Raw genomic sequence first — 19,630 nt, forward strand, 5'->3', positions numbered from 1 at the left:
AGTGGGGAAATTACTATGATAGTAGAAGAGGAAAAATATGCACACCCTCTTGCTAGAAAACGAAGAATGGTGCTGATGGTGTTACCGATATTGTTAGTTATCGTAAGTGTCGGTAGTCTTATGTTAGGCCAAGTTTCGTTTTCAGTAAGTGAAGTGTTTAGTGGGATTTTTAGTTCAGAAGATACAATGGCACGACGAATCGTATGGGAAATTCGGATGCCACGTATACTGACGGGTATTATTATTGGCGTTTGTTTAGCTATTGCAGGTTCGATTTTACAAGGTGTCATGCAAAATCCATTAGCTGATCCAGGAGTTATTGGTATTACTTCTGGCGCTGGCATTATGGCAGTAGCAATTATGGTTGTCTTTCCAGGCTATATTATCTATTTACCTATTGCCGCTTTTGTAGGTGCATTTGTAGCCGCAATGATAGTCTATTCATTATCGGTGAAAAAAGGTGGTACATCCCCGATGCGTATTATTTTAGTAGGGGTAGCCATTAATGCACTATGTGGTGCGGGGACAAATGCACTGATGATTTTGTATAGCGATCGTGTGCAATCTGTATTGCCATGGTTGTCAGGCGGTTTAATTGGTGTTGGTTGGGTACAGTTTAAGATGATTATTTACTACGTCATTGTAGCAATTTTCTTATCTATTATAGCGATCAAACATATTCGCATCATGCGTCTTGGAGATGAAATGGCAAGCCTTTTAGGACACAATGTGGAACGCAGTCGATTTTTTTTAATTGTCTTGAGTACATTATTAGCAGGGATTGCTGTAAGCGTTGCTGGATTAGTTGGATTTGTTGGCTTAGTTGTACCGCATATTTTACGTTTAATCATCGGTGGAGATCATAAGTATTTAATACCTGCATCAGCATTGGCTGGAGGCTTACTAGTTGTCTTCGCCGATACAATTGCGAGAACAATATTTGATCCGATTGAGGTTCCTGTTGGCATTTTACTAGCATTCATCGGAGGACCGTATTTCCTCTATTTAATTCATAGAAAGGGGAATTCCATTGCTACGAACTGAGCACATTCATTATCAACATGAGTTCACCAATTTTCAGTTAGATGATATTAACTTGAAAATCAATGAAGGGGAAGTTGTTAGTTTAATAGGACCAAATGGCTCGGGAAAATCAACATTATTACGTGTAATATCACGTCTTTTAAAACCGAATAGTGGTACCGTATATTTAAATGAGCAAAACATTCATGAAATGAAGTCTAAAGAAGTGGCTAAAACATTAACGATGCTTCCACAAATGAATAGTCATCAATTAGATTTAACTGTGCGTGAGCTAGTAGAGTTTGGGCGTCATCCGCATAGCGGAGGGAAAGCGGTCCTGACAAAAAAGGATATAGAAATTGTCGATTGGGCAATTGACGTAACTGGCTTGAAACACTTGCAAAATCGAGTATTACCATCGATGTCTGGAGGAGAACGCCAACGCGCTTGGATTGCAATGACTGTCGCACAGCATCCCAAAGTGTTGTTGCTCGATGAACCAACAACATACCTTGATATTGCGCACCAATTAGAAGTGATGGAGCTCGTAAAAGAGTTAAATCATAAATACAAGATGACAGTGATTATGGTGTTACATGATATTAACCAAGCTGCACAAAATAGCGAACGTCTAATTGTACTAAAGAAAGGGAAAATACACTATGATGGTTCTCCACATTGTGTGGTATGTAAAGAAATGTTCCAATCAATTTTTGAAATTGATGCTGAAATTTATATGCAAGGTGGCAATCCAATCTTTACCCCTATAAAATTGAGCGCAAGTCCTTGTAAATAATGTTAGCTTCGGCGGTCACAGGAAGTTTGTTAAAAACCCTTTTTTTGCAATGGCAACTGCAAGTAAATGAAAGCAAACGCTATTACGTTTAATTAATAAAGATGAAAAAAATCAAGCATAAAGATTAACTTAAAATAATGAACAAAGGAGTTTACATAATGATTGGTATAATTTATTACGCTTATGGGGCACCGAAATCTTTAGACGATGTTACACCTTACTTTTCGCATATTATGAAAGGCAAAACGCCACCACCACAAGTGATTGCAAACGTTACGGCACAATTTAAAAAATTAGGTGGTGTAGATCCATTAGCCGCAAATACCGGCCGTATCGCAAAAGGGTTGGAACATGCTTTACAAAAGCGCTTATCACAGACTGTAAAAGTTTATAACGCCTACAAACATACTGAACCCTATATTCCAAATGTTATTGATACAATGCTAAAAGATGGCATCACAACTGTCATTACGCTACCTGTCAATCCGATTATGTCTTCAGGTGCTAGCGCGTTTCATGATGAAGTAAAATCGTTATTAGAAGGGCATCATGTGACTGTTATTCCTGCGAAAAATTGGCATCTAAATGCGGAATTACTTGCTGTATATCAAGATCGCATCAGACGTGCTTACGAATGGATGCCTGCCGAAAAACGAGCGAAGACGCATGTTTTATATACTGTGCATAGTCAGCCTATTGATCCTGAACGAAATGAAAGTTACGTTCGCCAGTTTACCGAATTAGCCGAAGCTGTTTCAAAAGTGGCTCAAATAGATAACTGGCATATTACTTATCGTAGCGGTCATGGCAAAGGAGACTGGCTTGGTCCAAATGTAAGGGATAGCATTTATACACTGCATGGCGAAGGAGCTCAAGGCTTCGTCACATGTGAGCTTCTTTCATTATCAGCGGATATTGAGTCCTATTTTGAAATCGGAAGTGAATGTCAACGAGTGTGTGAAGAACTTCAAGTGGAGTTTGCCCAAGCGGAGTTTCCAGGGGATAGCTACGATACGATTCAAGCTTTAGCAGCCATTGTCGAATCATTTATACCAACAGAATCACAGCTTCGTTCATAAGCTCAGTTGGATTGAAGTGAAAGTAAACGATTCATTTATTTCGCTTTAGGGGACTAAGCCTCCTCGAGTATGTAATGCTTAGAAGTAATTATCGTGATTAAAGAGCCCTACTAGGTGATTATGAGTAAATGCCTTTGATACTTATTTATCATCCAAATTCATATAATGCAGCATCGCATTCCATCTTAAAAGACATTTCACCTGATATTATCTATATTACTAATTTTACAGAAACACAGCCAAAAGACTTGTTCACTAATACAATTCAAGGCCAAGATTGGAGTCAGTTAAAAGCAGTGAAAAATAAACAAGTGTATAAAGTGCCACTAGGTATTTATCGCTGGTATCCACCAAATGGAGATGCACCACTTATGTTAAAATGGATGGCACAGCACAATCATCCAGAAATTTTCAATTATAATATGACTGAAGAAAAATTCAACATTACTACATTAAATTCTACAATTATAATGTAACTGAAGAACAAGTACACGATATTTTAAATCCTTCTTCTGAAGCAGCAAGATATTAATAGATACTGAATATAAAAAAACGGTTGCCAGTGGAAAAATCCTTGGCTACCGATTTTTTTGTTTCTTTTAGTGTTAAATTGAGCCTTATGGTGATGCATTAGGAGGCGTTTCACCATCGTTCATAGCCGGGTCAATTTTTTTCTTATTTTTTGATCTTTTGAACATCGCTATAAAGAGCAAGAGGATGGGTAGAAAAATAGAAAAAACAGCGATAGCAAGTGGCCATGTTTGTTGGTTGTATTTATCGGAATGAATAATATTTGCATGAACAATTTGAGAGAGTGCTATTGAGATCATGCCAAGTGGCAAAATTAATGGTCGATGATCCTTTAGTTTCAGTATTTGGCTAATCCCAATTAAAGAAGCGTAATAATACATAAACGCTCTTACAAATATTGTGACCATCCACATAAATGCCATAATAATTTCAATACGTTGCAAAAATTTTCCTACAGAAATTTTTTGTGCCAATGTATAACTAGGAAATGTTCTGATAGTGGTATTGGTAACGCCTAATACAAGTATTGATAAAGCTATAAAGGAAGTAATAATAAATCCTCCAATTAATGTGCCTATATAAAATCCTTTTTTACCTGATTGTAGGTTGTTGATTACTGAAGGAAAAATCATTAATAGTACGATTAATGGAAAAGAAAATAGCCCCATGAAATGTATAATGCTATAGATAAATGGTTGAAGGGAAACTTCAAAAACTGGTTGCACATGTTTTATTTCTATTTGGGGTGAAACAAAGAACAAGAAAATAATAAATACCAATAAAAAGGCAGGAAACAGAATCTCTAAAGTACGTGCAAATACTTCAATCCCTTGATATGCAGCAAATAAAATAATACAGCAAAAAAGTATAGCAAATACGACTGGAGGTGTTTCAGGCATTACCTCTGTTTGTAGAAAATTACCAATGAAATATAGTAACTCACCGGATGAAAAAAGTGCTAACAGTACAAATCCGATGGAAACAACTTTCCCGATAAATTTTCCTAGAAACTTTTCAGTTACTTCTACAAGAGAAAGATCCGCCATTTTATTTGATAACATAATAAATAGCTTTATTAAAAGCAAACTTAATAGAGTGCCGATGATTGCTACAATCCAAGCATCTTGCTGTACTTCTAAGGCAATACTTGCAGGTATTATTAGTACTCCTGTTCCAGCTGTATAAAGGATAACAATGATTGTGAATTGACGGGAGCTGATCAATTGTTTTTTCATAATAGCCTCTTATTTGTTATTTTTTATTTAGTAATGCTTCTTTTAGAAAATCACTAATTGGATGAAAAATATACATAATTGCGTCCAGGGGGCTAGGAATAAAAGTTTGCAAACTGATAGCAATGTTTAAGGATGTCCCTATGACTAAAAAAATGGAAAATGTCCAAACTAGTTTTTTTCCTTCCTTTTTTAATTTAGGACGTTCGACCAAAACAATAGCAAGTGAAATCACTAATATGCCTAGCGCAATGAACATAGTGTTTTTTACTCCTTTAATTTTGAATTTTGCATCGTTCCTGAACCTTGTGTATTGACGTTTACCTTGACATTTACTTCAACATTAGGATAAATGGTATGCCAATCTTCTTTGATTTTTTTCCATTCTTTAGGGTCAGCACGATGAATCGCTTCTCCAAAACCGAGAACATCTGCGTTATATTTTTGTTGGAGAACATGCAGCGATTCATCAATATTCTTTTTGATAGATAACTCGGTTTGACGATTAATCCAATCAATCGTGGTCAATTCTGTTAAATTGATGTCACATTTAACTTCTGCAACATTTTGGACAATGTCGATACTAACGTTGATGGTAGGTGAACCGTTCTTTATTGATCCCTTTGTTGTTGTTTTGGATTGCGTAATTTCAGTTGTTAACACACCGTCAGAAGGGCATGCGATAATTTCAATAGTTGATTTTATATTATCGTTTAAGTAATTAAAACTTTTACTGTCGTACTCATCCAGATAACCGATTAATTTATCTTCTTTGAAAATGGCAAGACCAGTAAAGTTAAGTGTTACAGGTGTTTCAATTCTTTCTACGTTTGTTTGGTCAATGCCTAAACTTTTATCCCCTTGAATTTCAATAGCTGATAGAACAAAATATTGATTTTTTACTCCTAATTTTGTTACTAAGTCTTCAACATCGACTTCTGAAGTAGAGCCCCATGCATCTTGCGTAACGGTAAGCGAATTTAACATTTTTTTTGCTGGTATTTTTTCTATCGGCGTTAAGACATTTAAAATATCTTTGGCCGTTGCTTGCTGGGAAACGATAATCGTAAAATCGTTTCGTATCTCCTGATCTCTTGCTAGAAAATCAATAGAATCTCGTATACCGTCTACAGCTAAGTCCTCTCCAAGTACAACTAATTGTACATGCGCAAAATATAATTTTCTTGGAGATAAGGCTAATATTTTTCGAATGGCTTCAAAGACAGTTTTTCCTTTCGCGTGATAAGTAACGACTGGTGCTTGTCTAGATGCCGTCTGCTTGGAAGAGATTTGACTAGGATCAATTACTTGTACAGAAATGGCATATTCATCATCAATTAAGTCTATACCTAGAGCAGCAACAAGTGCCAAGTCATTTAATTCACGTTTACTCCAACAACCACTAAGAATTGAAATTAGAAAGATTAATGAAATCATTAGTATGGTCTTCTTCATTAGGTACCCTCATTTAACCAAATAGTGATTAGCGATTTTTGCGCCCTCTTACATTGTTAATTTGACTAATTAGTCGCGGACGTGTTAGTAAAGAACCACGCGGTAAAACAATTAAAGCATCTTTTTGATCCTTCGGTATTAAAGGGGCATATGGGCTCATATATGGAACGCCAAAAGAACGTAAGCTACATAAATGAATAATTAATAGCATAATTCCAACAAATATGCCAAACAGCCCGAACATCGCTGCCAACCCCATTAATGGGAAGCGTAAAATACGAATTGAATTGGAAAGCCCATATGCGGGAAAAAGAAAACTACAAATGGCTGTTAAAGCAACAATAATGACCATTGCTGCGGACACAATGCCTGCCTCAACGGCTGCTTGTCCAATAATAAGTGTGCCAACTATCGAAATTGCTGATCCAATCATTCTCGGCATCCTCAAACCAGCTTCTCTTAAAACTTCAAAGGCGATTTCCATAATTAAAGCTTCAACAAAAGCAGGAAATGGAACGCCTTCTCGCTGCGCATATATACTAATGAGGAGCGATGTTGGCAGCATTTCTTGATGAAAGGTTGTTAAAGAAATATAAAGAGATGGAGCAACCAATGCCAAACTAATCCCTATAAATCGGATAAGACGGATGAACGAACTAATAAATGCGCTCTGATAATAATCTTCTGCAGATTGCAAAAAGGAAGTGAATAAGGCAGGTACAATTAAAACAAAAGGTGTACCATCTACTAGAATAGCAATCTTTCCTTCTAATAATTCTCCAGCTATAACATCTGGTCTTTCGGAATTGTAGATAGTAGGAAATAAAGTAAATTTTGAATCCTGAATTAATTGTTCAATGTAACCACTCTCTAAAATACCATCAATATCAATCTGATCTAATCGATGCAGTACTTCCTTCACTATTTTTTCATTGGCTATGCCGTTTATATACATAACGGCGATTTCGGTTTGTGTAACCTCACCGATCACTCTTGATTTTATCCATAGATTAGGGCTTTTGATTTTCCGTCGAATCAAAGCTGTATTCGTTCGTAAAGTTTCGGTGAATGATTCTCTAGGCCCCCTAATAACAGCTTCTGTAACGGGTTCGGTTATCGCTCTATCTTTGAAATGTTTGGTACTTGTTGAAATACCGATAGCAAGCCCATCTATTAATAAAATAGTTTCGCCACTTAAAATAGCATTTAACAATGATGAGAAGTCCGCAATATCTTTTATACTTCCAACGGTTATGCAATAAGCTTTTAATCGAATCGCAATCTCTTGTAAAGTAGTTTCAGATGTCACTTCAAAATTAGACATAATAGATTCTAAAACAAAGTCGTTAATCGAGGTATTATCTGCTAGACCATCCGTATAAATAATAGCGATTGGTATCTCCATCGGTTTGCCAACCAAAAATTCACGGATAATAATATCATTGCTATTACCTAGTGAGTTTTGAATGGTCTTAATATTTTCTAGGAGAGATGTAGAAAGAGATGTAATCGTTTTATTTTCTAAGAGATTATCATTTTCGGCATTACTCACTACAGTGTCCTCCTTTAGTTTTCTATTTAATAGAATATGCAAATGATAGTGTGTTTATACCAAATAATAGAATTGCTGTTTTATAAATTATCTAAAATAAATGAAATGAATAGAAATAAAAAAACAGACACTTTATCAATGTCTGTTTGAAAATCTATTTTTCGCTTGTCCAAATGCTAGGTTGATCGAAGGAGACAATATCTACTATATGGTCTAGACAAACAATCTGATAGTGGATTAATTCTTTATAAGAATATATTTCCTGTGCAATCGTTGTTTTACATACAAAATCTAAATAGGCGGATTTTGTAAAAATGCGTATGGCATGTCCTCGAAATTCATCTTCGTTATTGACAAAGTGGAATGACTCGTCAAAAACAGAGTAAGCTACATACGAATCGAATTCGATATGTATTTGTGGTAATGTCTTATCAATTTCAATGGGATAGACATCATGTAATTGATATTCATGAATGTTGACATCCTCGCTTTTTGAACTGATGGAAGCTCTATTAATCGAAATCCTTAGGGAGTTTGTTCCAGGCTCTGTTATCTTATCTAAAAATAAATAACCTTCTCGCTGCATTAAATCCTCATAGTTCATAAAAACACCCTTCCATATTTATATAAGATTTTTGGTTATTTTATAATATTAAATTTTAAAAGTCAAAAATAAAAGCACGTACTAAAGAATAAAAATTTATCGTTTTACAATAAAAAATAATTGACTTAGGTTAAATGATTAGTTTATGATAGCAACAGGATAGCAAGGGATTTGGTGGCTAAATTAAAACACTGAATCAAAAATTATTTATATGGAGGGACAAAGAAATGAAGAAATATGTGTTAGCTTCAACACCAATTGTTTTAGGAGTCATCAGTTTTTTAATCTTTATGATAAAGGGGAGTAGTGTTGCACCTGATGGTACATTAGAGGAACCGTTCTTTTTAATTCCAATAGGATTTTTGTTGTTATTTATTGGTTGTATTTGTGTAGTAGGGGTAGTATTGTTGTCGTTAATCCAAAAAACAAGACATGCTTGATTATTAATACATTAAAAACCCTGTTTATTTGCAGGGTTTTTTGTATGGCGTGAAAAATAAAATAAGAGGGCAATTAATCAACAAAAGGTTATTTATGGCGTTAACCTATCTACGTACAGTTTATGGTAATATTAGGTATAGACGTATTTGTAGAGAATTGCCTGAAATGACAATGATTAAGGAGCAAAAAGAAATGAATATAAAAAAGAGTGCGCTCATTTGGCTATCCCCCTTGTTTTTTTTAGCTGCTTGTAGTGATAATGACGATGTAAATACGAAAGAAGAAAAAATGTATATTTCCTCAATTCAAAAGAAGGAAATTTATGAAATTCAACAGCCTGCCAAATCGAACGTTTCAAGAGGGCTAATTGTTAGTCACATGAACAATTCAATAAATATCAATGAAATTGAAAAAGGGCTCATGAATTTATCAGTTGACCATTTTTCTCCAAAGAGTTTTTATATGCAAGAAGGACAATATTTAGATAAAAATATTATAAATCAATGGTTAGCTAGAAAAACTGAAGAAGGTTTAGGGTTAAATCCAGCTATCGAAAATAGTACAGGCAATGTTTTAGAGGATGAAAAAGAGAATCCGCTCATCTTATCACATGTGTTAGAGCAAAATTTTATTAACAAAAAAAGTGGGAAAATCGAAGGAATTTCTTTAGCTATATCGTTAAATGAATTTTATGATATTCGCGTATCCGATGATAAAGGCTTGATTTATACAGGTCAAGTGAAAGTAGATAATAATGATGATGATGTGAATGATGTTGCTAAGTATGGCAAAGAAGTGGCTGAAAGAATCATAAAAGATATAAGGAAAAATGCAACAATACCTAATGTTCCAATCTATTTAACGTTGTATCAAGAGTCCAATAAAAACGATATTATTCCAGGTGTTTTTTTAGCTGATACTTATATTGCTGAGGGGAAGGAGAAAATAGAAAAATGGAATGACATTGATAAAAAAGACTATACGTTTCCTTCTGATGCCCTATATAGTTTAGATCAAGATACATATAATCAATTATTAAAGTTTAAGGAAGATATTCAACAGAATTTCAAACATTTAAATCCTAAAATAATTGGAAAGTTGCGATATGAAAATGGCAAGCTAGCAGATATAAAAGTAGAGGTACATGCCCCTTTAATAAACGATACCGAATTGATTGGGCTTTTACAGTTTATAGGGACAAAACTAAATACTATTTTATTTGACTATGTGCCCGTGACGATTCGTATTATCGATCAAAAACAAGATGTTGGCATTGTTCTATGGGATCCAAAAGAAAAACAAATATTTGCTACCCCGATTTAGTTTTAGTGACAGGCACCCAAACAATTCTGATAATTCGTGTCGAAAAGTAGTAGTTATTTAAATAGGAAGAAACTCTATATTGAAGGATGGCATTTAGACAACATGAATGAGCAATTAGTGGATTGGATTATACGCTTTCAAAGGGATAAAGATATTGAAGCATTAGCTAATTTAAAAAGCTATTGTTACAACATAATTGAGCCTTTGATTGGAGAATTTACAGCGAAATACGGTGAAGAGGCAGGGGAGTTATTACGTTTAAAATGGGATAAACGCTTTTATTTTATTTTTACAAAGTATCAGGTGCATGTAGGGTTACCTTTAGATACATTTGTCCAAAATACGTATCGTTTTTATTTCATTCAAGTGTTAAAAAAAGCGGGTTATTTGTAGCAAGAAAAAAGGGCTGGGACATAACTAAAAAAATTTAAGAAACAGACGAAAGGTGTTCATAATTTTTTGCTATATGGAGAACTTAGCTATTCTTGCTTTTGCAAAAAAAATTAGAAGTGGTCACTAGTTGTTGGTAGCGAAGGCGGTGACCCCTGCGGGAACAGCACACAATGTAAGACGCGGGCATTCCGCGCGTTAGCGAGGGTTGCGGCTTACTGTGCTGAGCGGAAAGCACCGCCGTAGCGGACAACAACGGCTTAGTAAAAAAGTGTTAGATTGATTGCAGTCAATCTAACACTTTTTTACTTTTGTCTCAGCCACTTGTTGTTTTATTGATATAGTAAATCTTCTGCTAGATGAGTAAATATTTCGCCAATCACTGTTTCTTCATCGTATATGGAGGAGCCTGTATTTTCTTCAGGCTGGGCGAAAGGAATATGCGCAATCACTTCAGTTTGGAGTGATTTTGCCAAATGTTCGGCTCCACCTTGTCCGAATAGATAGTTTTTTTGACCATCTGCCCCTTCAAAATAAGCCATGTTTTCAACTACACCCAGAATGGAATGTTTCGTATGTTGAGCCATTAAGCCTGCACGGGATGCGACGTGAGAAGCGGCTAGATGTGGTGTCGTTACGATAATTTCTTGTGCTTGTGGGATCATCGCTGCCATATCAATCGCCACATCCCCAGTTCCTGGTGGTAAATCAATCAGCAGAAAATCCAAATCTCCCCATACCGTGTTGACAAGGAAATTGCGAATCCATTTGTTGAGCATTGGTCCACGCCACATAACAGGCTGGTTCCCATTGGTGAAAAAGCCCATTGACATCAATTTAACCCCATGACTTTCAACTGGAATCGCGGTTTGGTCAAGCATGGTAGGTTTTTGCTCAATGTTCATCATAGTAGGGATACTAAAGCCATAAATATCAGCATCCAGTATGCCTACACGTTTGCCAAGACGAGCAAGGGCGACCGCTAAATTAATTGTCACAGTCGACTTCCCAACGCCGCCTTTACCACTTGTGATGGCAATAAACTGCACACCTGAATGAGGCTGCAACATGTTTGGCATTCCTTGTTCGTTGGCATTCTTCGCTTGTAGAGAGGTCGATAGTGCCCGACGTTCCTGTTCAGTCATAACACCAAAGGTAATGGCAACACTGGAGGCACCAATCGCTTGTAGTGCCTCCTCCACATCTTGCTGGATTTTCGCTTTTAACGGACAGCCTGGTATGGTTAACATAATATCCAGTGATAGATGGGTGCCGCTTATGTGAATATTGCGTACCATATTCAATGTGACGATACTCTGATGAAGCTCAGGATCTTGAACTTGTTGTAATGCGTTGATAACATCTTCTTGTACTAACATATTAGAACCACCCTATTCTTTTAACCCTTTGCCAAGTCCCTTTAAGAAATGAACACCAAAATTGAGTGCGCGATTGACATCTGGATCATTTAACATTTTGACAAGTTTAAAGGCGCTAACTTTGTCATCGGATTCAAGTGCTTTGTTAGCTTCTTCTACCCCTGAATTTAAGCCTTCAATAAGCTTCGCTGTTGTTTCTGGCTTGAGCTCTGTCAAAGCTCCTGCAACCCCCATTAAATTATTAATCATATTGGTTACAGGCTTTCGTGTTAGTTGTCCAAGCGCAATATGGGCCACTTCTTCTTTGGCTTCTAGTAGTTTCATTGCGGCTTCTAGTGCACCGATATGATTTAATTCAGCCATAATAAGCAATACTTGATTGACCGCTTCTTCCTGCTCAGAAAGCAGTTGTTTAAGATTATCTAATTTTTGTTCCTTGAGCTGTTCGTCTGTTACTTGTTGTTTTTTTATGCTTGTAATGGGTTCAGCCATGTTCTCACTCTCTTTCGTTTAGGGTTGTTAAGTGAACGTAGCCAGGACGATTCCATTTTCGTTGTACCTCTACACCATTTTGAGGATGACGCTTTTTATAGCGCGGGTTAGTGCGTGGCAAAGGCGTCTTGCCTTTTGCTTTTAGCACTTCTACTCGAACTTTTGTTTGTTTGTAGGCTGGTGTTGATGTATTAATATCTGCTGCAGGACCAGTTAAGAAGTTGATAGCTGAATCTTTGCTAACAGAGTTCATTGGTAAAAATAATTCATTCCCTTGCACGCGATCTGTTACTAATGCATTGAGCTTTAATGCGCCATATGGAGATACTAAACGGAGTAGGGCGCCATCTTCAATGCCTCGTTCTTTCGCCAATTGTGGTGAAACTTCAACAAAAATTTCAGGTACCTTTGATTGAATACCTTTCGATTTATTTGTTAGATTTCCTTCGTGGAAGTGCTCAAGCATACGACCGTTATTAATATGACAATCGTATTGTGCCTCAAATTCAACTGGTTGCACCCAATCATGTAAAGCAAAACGTGCTTTTTTATCAGGGAAGTTAAATCCGTCTTCATATAATAACGGTGTATCTTTTCCATCATGACTACCCCAACAGAAGCTACCCCAGCCTGCTAAGACATCATAGTTGGCTTGTGAGAATAGCGGAGATAGACTCGCCATTTCATCGAAAATGTCGCTTGGATGATTATACTGCCAATCTGCTCCTAATCGACGTGCGACTGCTTGAAGGATTTCCCAATCTGCTTTTGACTCACCGAGTGTTGGCAAAACTTGATAGAGACGCTGAACGCGACGTTCTGTATTCGTGAATGTGCCTTCTTTTTCAAGCGAAGGGGCTGCTGGTAAAATCACATCTGCATATTGGGCAGTACGTGATAGGAAGCAATCTTGGACAACAAAAAATTCTATTTGTGAAAGAACCTCATCTACATGGTTGGCATTACAGTCAACAAGTGCCATATCCTCGCCCACTAAATACATCGCTTTCATTTTACCTTCCATAATAGCATCTAACATTTGCATATTATTTCGACCTGGTTGAGATTGAATAGGGACACCATAAGCTTTTTCGAATTTTGCTCGTGCTTCATCATCGGTCACTTTTTGGTAGCCAGGCAATAGATTTGGCAATGTCCCCATATCACAGGCACCTTGAACATTATTGTGACCGCGTAGCGGATAAGCCCCAGCCCCAGGACGACGATAGTTACCAGTTGCTAATAGTAAATTCGAAATCGCGGCTGATGTATAAGAACCTCCCGTATTTTGCGTGACACCCATACCCCAAAGAACACAAGTGCCATCTGCATCACGAATCATTTCAGCCACTTCAATCAATGTTTCCTTGCTAATACCGGTCATATTTTGAGCGTAATCAAGTGTATAGGTTGCAAGCACTTGTTTAAAATCTTCAAAATGCAGGACATTGTCTTGAATAAAGGCTTCATCATGCCATCCTTGATCGATGATATATTTGGTAACCGCCATAATCCACACTTGGTCAGTACCTTGTTTTGGACGCATAAAGATGTCTGAACGCTCAGCCATTTCATGTTTACGAATATCGGCAACGATTAATTTTTGACCATGTAATTTGTGGGCACGTTTCACACGTGTTGCTAAAACAGGATGGCCTTCAGCTGGGTTAGCACCAACAATAATGACAAGGCCTGCTTTGGCAATATCTTGAATCGTACCAGCGTCACCGCCTAAACCTACTGTACGTAATAAACCGTCCGTAGCGGGAGACTGACAATAACGAGAGCAATTATCGACGTCATTTGTTGCAAACAATTGACGCGCCATTTTTTGTATTAAGTAGTTTTCTTCATTTGTAATTTTAGAAGAAGAGATAAAACCGACAGAACCTGGACCATATTGTTGTTGAATACCACCAAGTTTTGTGGCGATTAAATCTAACGCTTCATCCCAAGAAGATTCAACAAACTCATTATTTTTCCGAATAAGTGGTTTTGTAATGCGTTCTTCCGAATTGATGAAATCCCAACCGAATTTTCCTTTTACACATGTAGAAATGGCATTGACCGGACCATCAGAAGGTTGTACTTTTAAAATTTTTCGGTCTTTTGTCCAAACTTCGAATGAACAACCTACACCACAGAAAGTACAAACTGTTTTTGTTTTTTTCGTGCGCTTACTACGCATGGCAGCTTCCACTTCAGAAACAGCAAAAATACCGCTATACCCTGGTTCAACTTCTTTAATCAAATGAATCATGGGATCTAACATATCTTGTTTTAAACCCGTCATAAATCCAGCCTCTCCAAGCATGGATTTTTCCATTAAAGCATTACAAGGACAAACGGTTACACATTGTCCGCAGCTTACACAGGAAGAATCATTAATGGCAGCACCTTTATCCCAAATTACACGTGGTCTTTCTGCCTCCCAATCGAGGGATAATGTTTCGTTTACCTGTAAATTTTGACAAACTTCTACGCATTGTCCGCATGCAATGCATTGGTTCGGATCATATCGGTAAAATGGGTGTGACATGTCTACTTCATGTGGATCAACTTTTGGTTTGTACGGATATTTTTGATGTTCGATTTCCATTAATTCGGCTGTATTGTGTAATGTGCAATTTCCGTTGTTATTATCACACACTGTACAGTACAGTAAATGGTTTTCGAGTAAACGGTCCATCGCTTCTGTTTGTGCCGCTTTAGCTTTGTCAGAAGCTAATAACACATTCATGCCATCTACTGCCTTTGTGGAGCAAGAACGAACTAATTGGCCATTTACCTCCACGATACATGTATCACATGTTTCGATTGGGTCTACAGCTGGTACATGACAAATCTGTGGATGAGGAATGTCATGTTGATTAATGGTGTCAAGTATTGTAGCTCCTTCTTTGACATCATACGGTACCCCATTAATAAGAATTTGAGTCAAGATACTTCCTCCTTTTGCACGTTGAGACTCATGGAAACAACTTGTTAAAGCTTAAGACAAAAAGGGAATGACGAATTGAGTTGGTGATTGAATTGATTGTCTTGTTATTATTGTAATTCCCACTTCGTCTTTAATCTACCTAGAAATAGTTAAATGTCTAGTTCATAACAAGTACTCCATGTCTTGGTTCATGAAAATAAAAAAATCCACCATGAAATTACATGTCCAAGACATGCTAATCATTCATGGTGGATAAAATTCTTAGCAGGTCTTGCTAAAAACTCAATCTACTTTTATGTTAAATAACAATAGAATGTAACTATTAAAACCACTTTCCAACATCGTGAGAAAGGGATCAAAATAGATAAACTCCATTTGGAATAACAATAATTATAGCCTTTTTCTACAAAATGAACAATATTTATCATAAAAAATTATTAGATGATAATAGTTATCAAAAAGTATTTTCTCTTTTAATTTTTTTCAAGTTGCTATATCATTAACAAACTGTAAGGGTGACCGTCATATTAAATTGACTAAAAAAGTTTTATTACGATGGGAGAATCGTTGCTATGTCTAAAAAAATACATGAATTTAATGATATGATACGTAAATTAAGAAAAGAAGTATTTGGTAAAGGTCCAGAGCGTATTCATACAGTTTTTGTCGAGAATATGGCTGTATCTACTTTGTATGGAAATATAACACCAACTGAGAAGTTTATTGCCAGTACACCAGAAGGGCTAAAAATGGTGCATGCTGCAAGGACAACTATGATTCAAGATTTATATGCACAATCACCGCCAGAGGGTATGGAAGAATTGATGGGCAGCAAATTGCTCCACTTATTTTCAGATATTAAAATTGAAGAGGATTTTGCGATTTCCGTCTTTGTTTTTGAAAAGAATATCAGTGTCTAAAGGGGATGCCTTATGGAACGAGCAATCACAAGGAAAATTACGCGCGTTGAAGGACAGCAAGTAAAAGAAATGGATGATGTAATCGTCACAGAATACGCTGTAACTGTAAAAATCAATCAGCAAGAATTTGTCACGATGGTATGTTCACCAGAGTATGTGGAAGATATGGTTATTGGCTATTTAGCTTCTGAACGAGTTATTCGTAGCTTTGATGATATTGAGGAAATTTGGCACCAAGAGAAAGAAGGCTTTGTGCATATTAAAACAAAACATGTTAATCCCTATTACCAGCAGACGCAAAACAAACGCTATATTACCTCTTGTTGTGGCATGAGTCGACAAGGATTTGTTTTTACGAATGATGCATTAGTGGCGAAAAAAATGGACGATGTGCATGTGCAAATCACAACCGAGGATTGCTTCCGTTTAATGCATGATATGCAGGAAGGTGCAGACATTTTTAAGCAAACGGGTGGTGTGCACAATGCTGCACTATGTAATGTCAATGGCATTGTCTTAAGTCGCATGGATATTGGACGTCATAATGCGTTAGATAAAATTTACGGCTATTGTCTGCGCAACAATATCAGTATGCAAGATAAAATTATCGTCTTTAGCGGACGACTATCGTCAGAAATTTTACTAAAGGTCTCCAAAATAGGCTGTGAAATCGTGCTATCTAAATCAGCACCAACGGAATTGGCATTACAATTAGCCGAGCAGCTCGGCATTACAACGGTAGGTTTTATCCGACAACAAGCTTTGAATATTTATACACAACCACGACGCATCCTATTACCAGCCCAGAATGCACTGAAAGAAGGAGATTAAATGCCAGATCTACAAGACCAATTCAATAGACCTTTAAGAGATTTAAGAATATCTGTAACAGATCGCTGTAATTTTCGTTGCCGCTATTGTATGCCAGCTGAAGTATTTGGTCCAGATTATGCATTTTTACCGTCTAATAAAATATTAAATTTTGATGAGATTGAACGATTAGTAAAAATATTTGTGTCGTTGAATGTGAAAAAAATACGAATTACAGGTGGAGAGCCCTTGCTTCGTCGTGATTTACCAGCATTAATTGCACGCATTCACCGCATTGAAGGTGTAGAAGATATTGCTTTAACAACAAATGGCACTTTATTAAAAAAATATGCACAAGCATTGGCTCAAGCAGGCTTAACTCGCGTTTCTGTTAGTCTAGATTCATTGAATGATGAACGGTTTTTGGAGATGAATGGACATCGAGGTAAGGTATTAACGGTGTTAGAAGGCATAGAAAAGGCTGTGGAAGCAGGTTTACAAGTGAAAATTAATATGGTTGTGCAAAAAGGAAAGAATGACCAAGATATTGTTACAATGGCACAATATTTTAAAGAAAAACAGCATATTTTACGTTTTATTGAATATATGGATGTAGGCAATTCGAATGGTTGGAACTTACAGGATGTTGTGTCGAAGCAGGATATTATTGAGCGAGTCCATCAGTTTTCTCCGCTACAACAAGTAGCGCCTAATTACAAAGGGGAAGTGGCATCACGTTATCAATATCAAGATGCACAAGGGGAAATAGGTGTGATTTCATCCGTTACAGATTCCTTCTGTTCCGATTGTTCACGTGCTCGTCTCTCAGCAGAAGGGACCTTATATACTTGTTTATTTGCAACAGAGGGAACAGATTTAAGAGAGCTGTTACGAACAGGACAAGATGATGCCGCTATCCGTGAATGTGTATCAAAGGTATGGGAAACAAGGGACGATCGTTACTCAGATGAACGCAATGAACAAACGATGACAACAAGGAAAAATGCCAAAATTGAAATGTCTCATATTGGGGGGTAGTGCGAAAAAAACAGAAAAAATCGGCAAAGTGATGCCGAATTTTTCTGTTTATTTATGCACAAAAGTGCCACTTTTCCCACCCGTTTTTTCAACAAGATAGGTGTCTTTAATGACCATCGTTTTATCAACTGCTTTACACATATCATAAAAAGTTAAGGCAGCGATCGTCACAGCTGTGAGGGCTTCCATTTCAACACCAGTTTTCCCACTACATTTGACCGTAGCTTGGATATGAAGCTCATAGCCCTTCTCTACTTTGTCATAGTTAAATTGGAAGTCCGTTCCTTGTAGCATGATGGGATGGCACATGGGAATAAGATCAGCGGTCTTTTTAGCCCCCATAATCCCTGCAATTTGGGCAACTTGTGTAGGATCGCCTTTTTTAATGCCACCTTGTTGGATGGCTTCATAGACAGCATCGGATAACGTGATTGTACTACGCGCAATGGCTGTACGTGTTGTGATTTCTTTTTCTGAAATATCAACCATTTTAGGACGACCTTCTGCGTTCCAGTGTGTAAAATTATTCATTATTAGACTCCTTTTTCCTTGTTTGAGACCAGTCTTGTTGTGCATTAATATTGGTAAATGTTGTGTCATCGTCATCAAAAGGGACGTAACAAACTCGCAGTTGCTCTAACAGTACTTTCATACTTCGTTTGTTTTGTTTCGTTAATTGTTGTGCTTTAGGTAAAGCTGTACGCCGAAACAATGCAGCTAATGGCTGATGTCTTTGCGCCTGCATAGGAACGATTGCATCATAATCGTCGTTTATTCGACCGACCATTTTTTTGATAAAATCAGCATTCATATAAGGCATATCGCTAGCCACGACAAAAAACCATGCCACATCAGGGTAGGCTGTCATGATATGATGTAAAGCAAAGAGTGGTCCTTGATGTAGCTGTTTTTCGATGACCCATTGGACGTTTTCCTGCTCAAACTGATGTTGTAACTGCGCGTTTGTAGCAATAATAATAGGGGATAGCTGATTTTTTTGTAAAGCGATGAGACTATGCTTGTATAAAGGCTGCCCAGCAAACAGCTCGAACATTTTAGGTTTACCATATCGAGAGGATTGACCACCTGCTAATATAATACCAGCAATGTTCATAGGCGATTCAACTCACCAACAAAATGTTGAACAGTGGGTACTATAAGTTTCGTCATAGCTAGTGATACCGCATTTGTGGAACCAGGTAAAACATAGATGGCTGTTTGTTGAATAGTCCCAGCAGTGGCACGACTAAACATTGCCCTTGGGCCAATTTCGTCATAGCTAAGTGTTCGAAATAACTCACCAAATCCCATCATTTCCTTTTCGAAAAGAGGCAAAATGGTATCGTAAGTTTGGTCTCTTGGTGTAAAGCCTGTTCCGCCCGTTACGATAATGGTATTGATGGATGGATCACTGGACCACTGTTTCACATAACGAGCGATATCCCGTGGTTCATCCTTTGTGAGTTGGTAGTCCACTACTTCGAATGTTGCTTCTTGAAGTAAAGTTTGAATACGCTGTCCAGCGTGATCATTTGCCTTTGTGCGTGTGTCACTGACAGTTAAAAGAGCAACTTGAATGGGTTGCTGATGATGTGTGGGATGCACAGTAAAGACCTCCTTCAAA

At 37.1% G+C, this 19,630-nt stretch carries 20 protein-coding genes and 1 pseudogene; 10 read left to right on the top strand and 11 right to left on the bottom strand.

Features of this window, described 5'->3' with window-relative positions:
• The first annotated feature begins 15 nt into the window (after positions 1-15).
• From C9J37_RS22080 to C9J37_RS22095, 4 genes and pseudogenes are all read left to right on the top strand, one after another.
• Entirely contained in the window at positions 16-1,044 is a 1,029-nt protein-coding gene (locus C9J37_RS22080; protein WP_107897099.1) for a FecCD family ABC transporter permease, read from the top strand.
• Positions 1,031-1,819: an ABC transporter ATP-binding protein gene (locus tag C9J37_RS22085; protein WP_107897100.1), complete on the top strand. Its 789-nt coding sequence runs from the start codon at positions 1,031-1,033 to the stop codon at positions 1,817-1,819. Before C9J37_RS22080 ends, C9J37_RS22085 begins: the two co-directional genes overlap by 14 nt.
• A 158-nt stretch (positions 1,820-1,977) precedes the next feature.
• A complete protein-coding gene (locus C9J37_RS22090; RefSeq protein WP_167397395.1) occupies positions 1,978-2,898 on the top strand; it encodes a ferrochelatase in 921 nt (306 codons plus the stop codon).
• Between the two features lie 197 nt (positions 2,899-3,095).
• A pseudogene (locus C9J37_RS22095) lies at positions 3,096-3,430 on the top strand (ABC transporter substrate-binding protein); the annotation flags it as partial.
• Between the two features lie 85 nt (positions 3,431-3,515).
• On the opposite strand, the gene C9J37_RS22100 reads toward C9J37_RS22095, so the two are convergent.
• The 5 genes from C9J37_RS22100 to C9J37_RS22120 form a co-directional block, all read right to left on the bottom strand.
• Positions 3,516-4,664: a GerAB/ArcD/ProY family transporter gene (locus tag C9J37_RS22100; RefSeq protein ID WP_107897102.1), complete on the bottom strand. Its 1,149-nt coding sequence runs from the start codon at positions 4,662-4,664 to the stop codon at positions 3,516-3,518.
• 16 nt (positions 4,665-4,680) lie between these two features.
• Positions 4,681-4,920: a hypothetical protein gene (locus tag C9J37_RS22105; protein WP_107897103.1), complete on the bottom strand. Its 240-nt coding sequence runs from the start codon at positions 4,918-4,920 to the stop codon at positions 4,681-4,683.
• An 8-nt stretch (positions 4,921-4,928) separates the two neighbouring features.
• Positions 4,929-6,116, bottom strand: coding sequence for a Ger(x)C family spore germination protein (locus tag C9J37_RS22110; protein ID WP_107897104.1), 1,188 nt, complete (start codon positions 6,114-6,116; stop codon positions 4,929-4,931).
• A gap of 28 nt (positions 6,117-6,144) precedes the next feature.
• Entirely contained in the window at positions 6,145-7,668 is a 1,524-nt protein-coding gene (locus tag C9J37_RS22115) for a spore germination protein (RefSeq protein ID WP_107897105.1), read from the bottom strand.
• Positions 7,669-7,822: 154 nt separating this feature from the next.
• A complete protein-coding gene (locus C9J37_RS22120) occupies positions 7,823-8,272 on the bottom strand; it encodes a hypothetical protein (RefSeq protein ID WP_107897106.1) in 450 nt (149 codons plus the stop codon).
• A gap of 227 nt (positions 8,273-8,499) precedes the next feature.
• On the opposite strand from C9J37_RS22120, the gene C9J37_RS22125 reads away from it, so the two are divergent.
• From C9J37_RS22125 to C9J37_RS22135, 3 genes are all read left to right on the top strand, one after another.
• The gene (locus C9J37_RS22125) at positions 8,500-8,712 is read left to right on the top strand and encodes a DUF3955 domain-containing protein (protein ID WP_107897107.1); all 213 of its coding nucleotides are present in this window, start codon (positions 8,500-8,502) and stop codon (positions 8,710-8,712) included.
• A 193-nt stretch (positions 8,713-8,905) separates the two neighbouring features.
• Positions 8,906-10,036 carry a CamS family sex pheromone protein gene (locus tag C9J37_RS22130; RefSeq protein ID WP_107897131.1) on the top strand — a complete coding sequence of 377 codons (1,131 nt, stop codon included), beginning with the start codon at positions 8,906-8,908 and terminating at the stop codon, positions 10,034-10,036.
• A gap of 102 nt (positions 10,037-10,138) precedes the next feature.
• Positions 10,139-10,429: a hypothetical protein gene (locus C9J37_RS22135; protein ID WP_107897108.1), complete on the top strand. Its 291-nt coding sequence runs from the start codon at positions 10,139-10,141 to the stop codon at positions 10,427-10,429.
• A gap of 329 nt (positions 10,430-10,758) precedes the next feature.
• Here the strand turns inward: C9J37_RS22135 and C9J37_RS22140 are convergent, their stop codons facing one another.
• Genes C9J37_RS22140 through fdhF form a run of 3 tightly spaced genes read right to left on the bottom strand, consistent with a single transcriptional unit; the run spans position 10,759 to position 15,238 of the window.
• Positions 10,759-11,805, bottom strand: coding sequence for an Mrp/NBP35 family ATP-binding protein (locus C9J37_RS22140; protein ID WP_107897109.1), 1,047 nt, complete (start codon positions 11,803-11,805; stop codon positions 10,759-10,761).
• Between the two features lie 12 nt (positions 11,806-11,817).
• Positions 11,818-12,297 (bottom strand): helical membrane plugin domain-containing protein, encoded by a 480-nt coding sequence (locus C9J37_RS22145; protein ID WP_024362402.1) that lies wholly within the window; start codon positions 12,295-12,297, stop codon positions 11,818-11,820.
• Between the two features lie 4 nt (positions 12,298-12,301).
• On the bottom strand, positions 12,302-15,238 hold the full coding sequence (fdhF, locus tag C9J37_RS22150) for a formate dehydrogenase subunit alpha (RefSeq protein ID WP_107897110.1): 2,937 nt from the start codon (positions 15,236-15,238) through the stop codon (positions 12,302-12,304).
• Between the two features lie 572 nt (positions 15,239-15,810).
• On the opposite strand from fdhF, the gene C9J37_RS22155 reads away from it, so the two are divergent.
• Genes C9J37_RS22155 through moaA form a run of 3 tightly spaced genes read left to right on the top strand, consistent with a single transcriptional unit; the run spans position 15,811 to position 18,006 of the window.
• On the top strand, positions 15,811-16,158 hold the full coding sequence (locus tag C9J37_RS22155; protein WP_025219003.1) for a Na-translocating system protein MpsC family protein: 348 nt from the start codon (positions 15,811-15,813) through the stop codon (positions 16,156-16,158).
• 12 nt (positions 16,159-16,170) lie between these two features.
• Positions 16,171-16,989 carry a formate dehydrogenase accessory sulfurtransferase FdhD gene (gene fdhD, locus C9J37_RS22160; protein WP_107897111.1) on the top strand — a complete coding sequence of 273 codons (819 nt, stop codon included), beginning with the start codon at positions 16,171-16,173 and terminating at the stop codon, positions 16,987-16,989.
• Positions 16,990-18,006 (top strand): GTP 3',8-cyclase MoaA, encoded by a 1,017-nt coding sequence (gene moaA / locus C9J37_RS22165; protein WP_107897112.1) that lies wholly within the window; start codon positions 16,990-16,992, stop codon positions 18,004-18,006.
• 48 nt (positions 18,007-18,054) lie between these two features.
• Here moaA and moaC read toward each other — a convergent pair whose 3' ends face one another.
• The 3 genes from moaC to C9J37_RS22180 are packed head-to-tail and all read right to left on the bottom strand — an operon-like array spanning position 18,055 to position 19,611.
• The gene (gene moaC / locus C9J37_RS22170; RefSeq protein ID WP_024362397.1) at positions 18,055-18,537 is read right to left on the bottom strand and encodes a cyclic pyranopterin monophosphate synthase MoaC; all 483 of its coding nucleotides are present in this window, start codon (positions 18,535-18,537) and stop codon (positions 18,055-18,057) included.
• Positions 18,530-19,120, bottom strand: coding sequence for a molybdenum cofactor guanylyltransferase (gene mobA, locus C9J37_RS22175; protein ID WP_107897113.1), 591 nt, complete (start codon positions 19,118-19,120; stop codon positions 18,530-18,532). The genes moaC and mobA overlap by 8 nt, the downstream gene beginning before the upstream one ends.
• Positions 19,117-19,611 carry a MogA/MoaB family molybdenum cofactor biosynthesis protein gene (locus tag C9J37_RS22180; protein ID WP_024362395.1) on the bottom strand — a complete coding sequence of 165 codons (495 nt, stop codon included), beginning with the start codon at positions 19,609-19,611 and terminating at the stop codon, positions 19,117-19,119. The genes mobA and C9J37_RS22180 overlap by 4 nt, the downstream gene beginning before the upstream one ends.
• Positions 19,612-19,630 lie beyond the last annotated feature (19 nt).

This window comes from Lysinibacillus mangiferihumi (assembly GCF_003049665.1).
Classification (GTDB): domain Bacteria; phylum Bacillota; class Bacilli; order Bacillales_A; family Planococcaceae; genus Lysinibacillus; species Lysinibacillus mangiferihumi.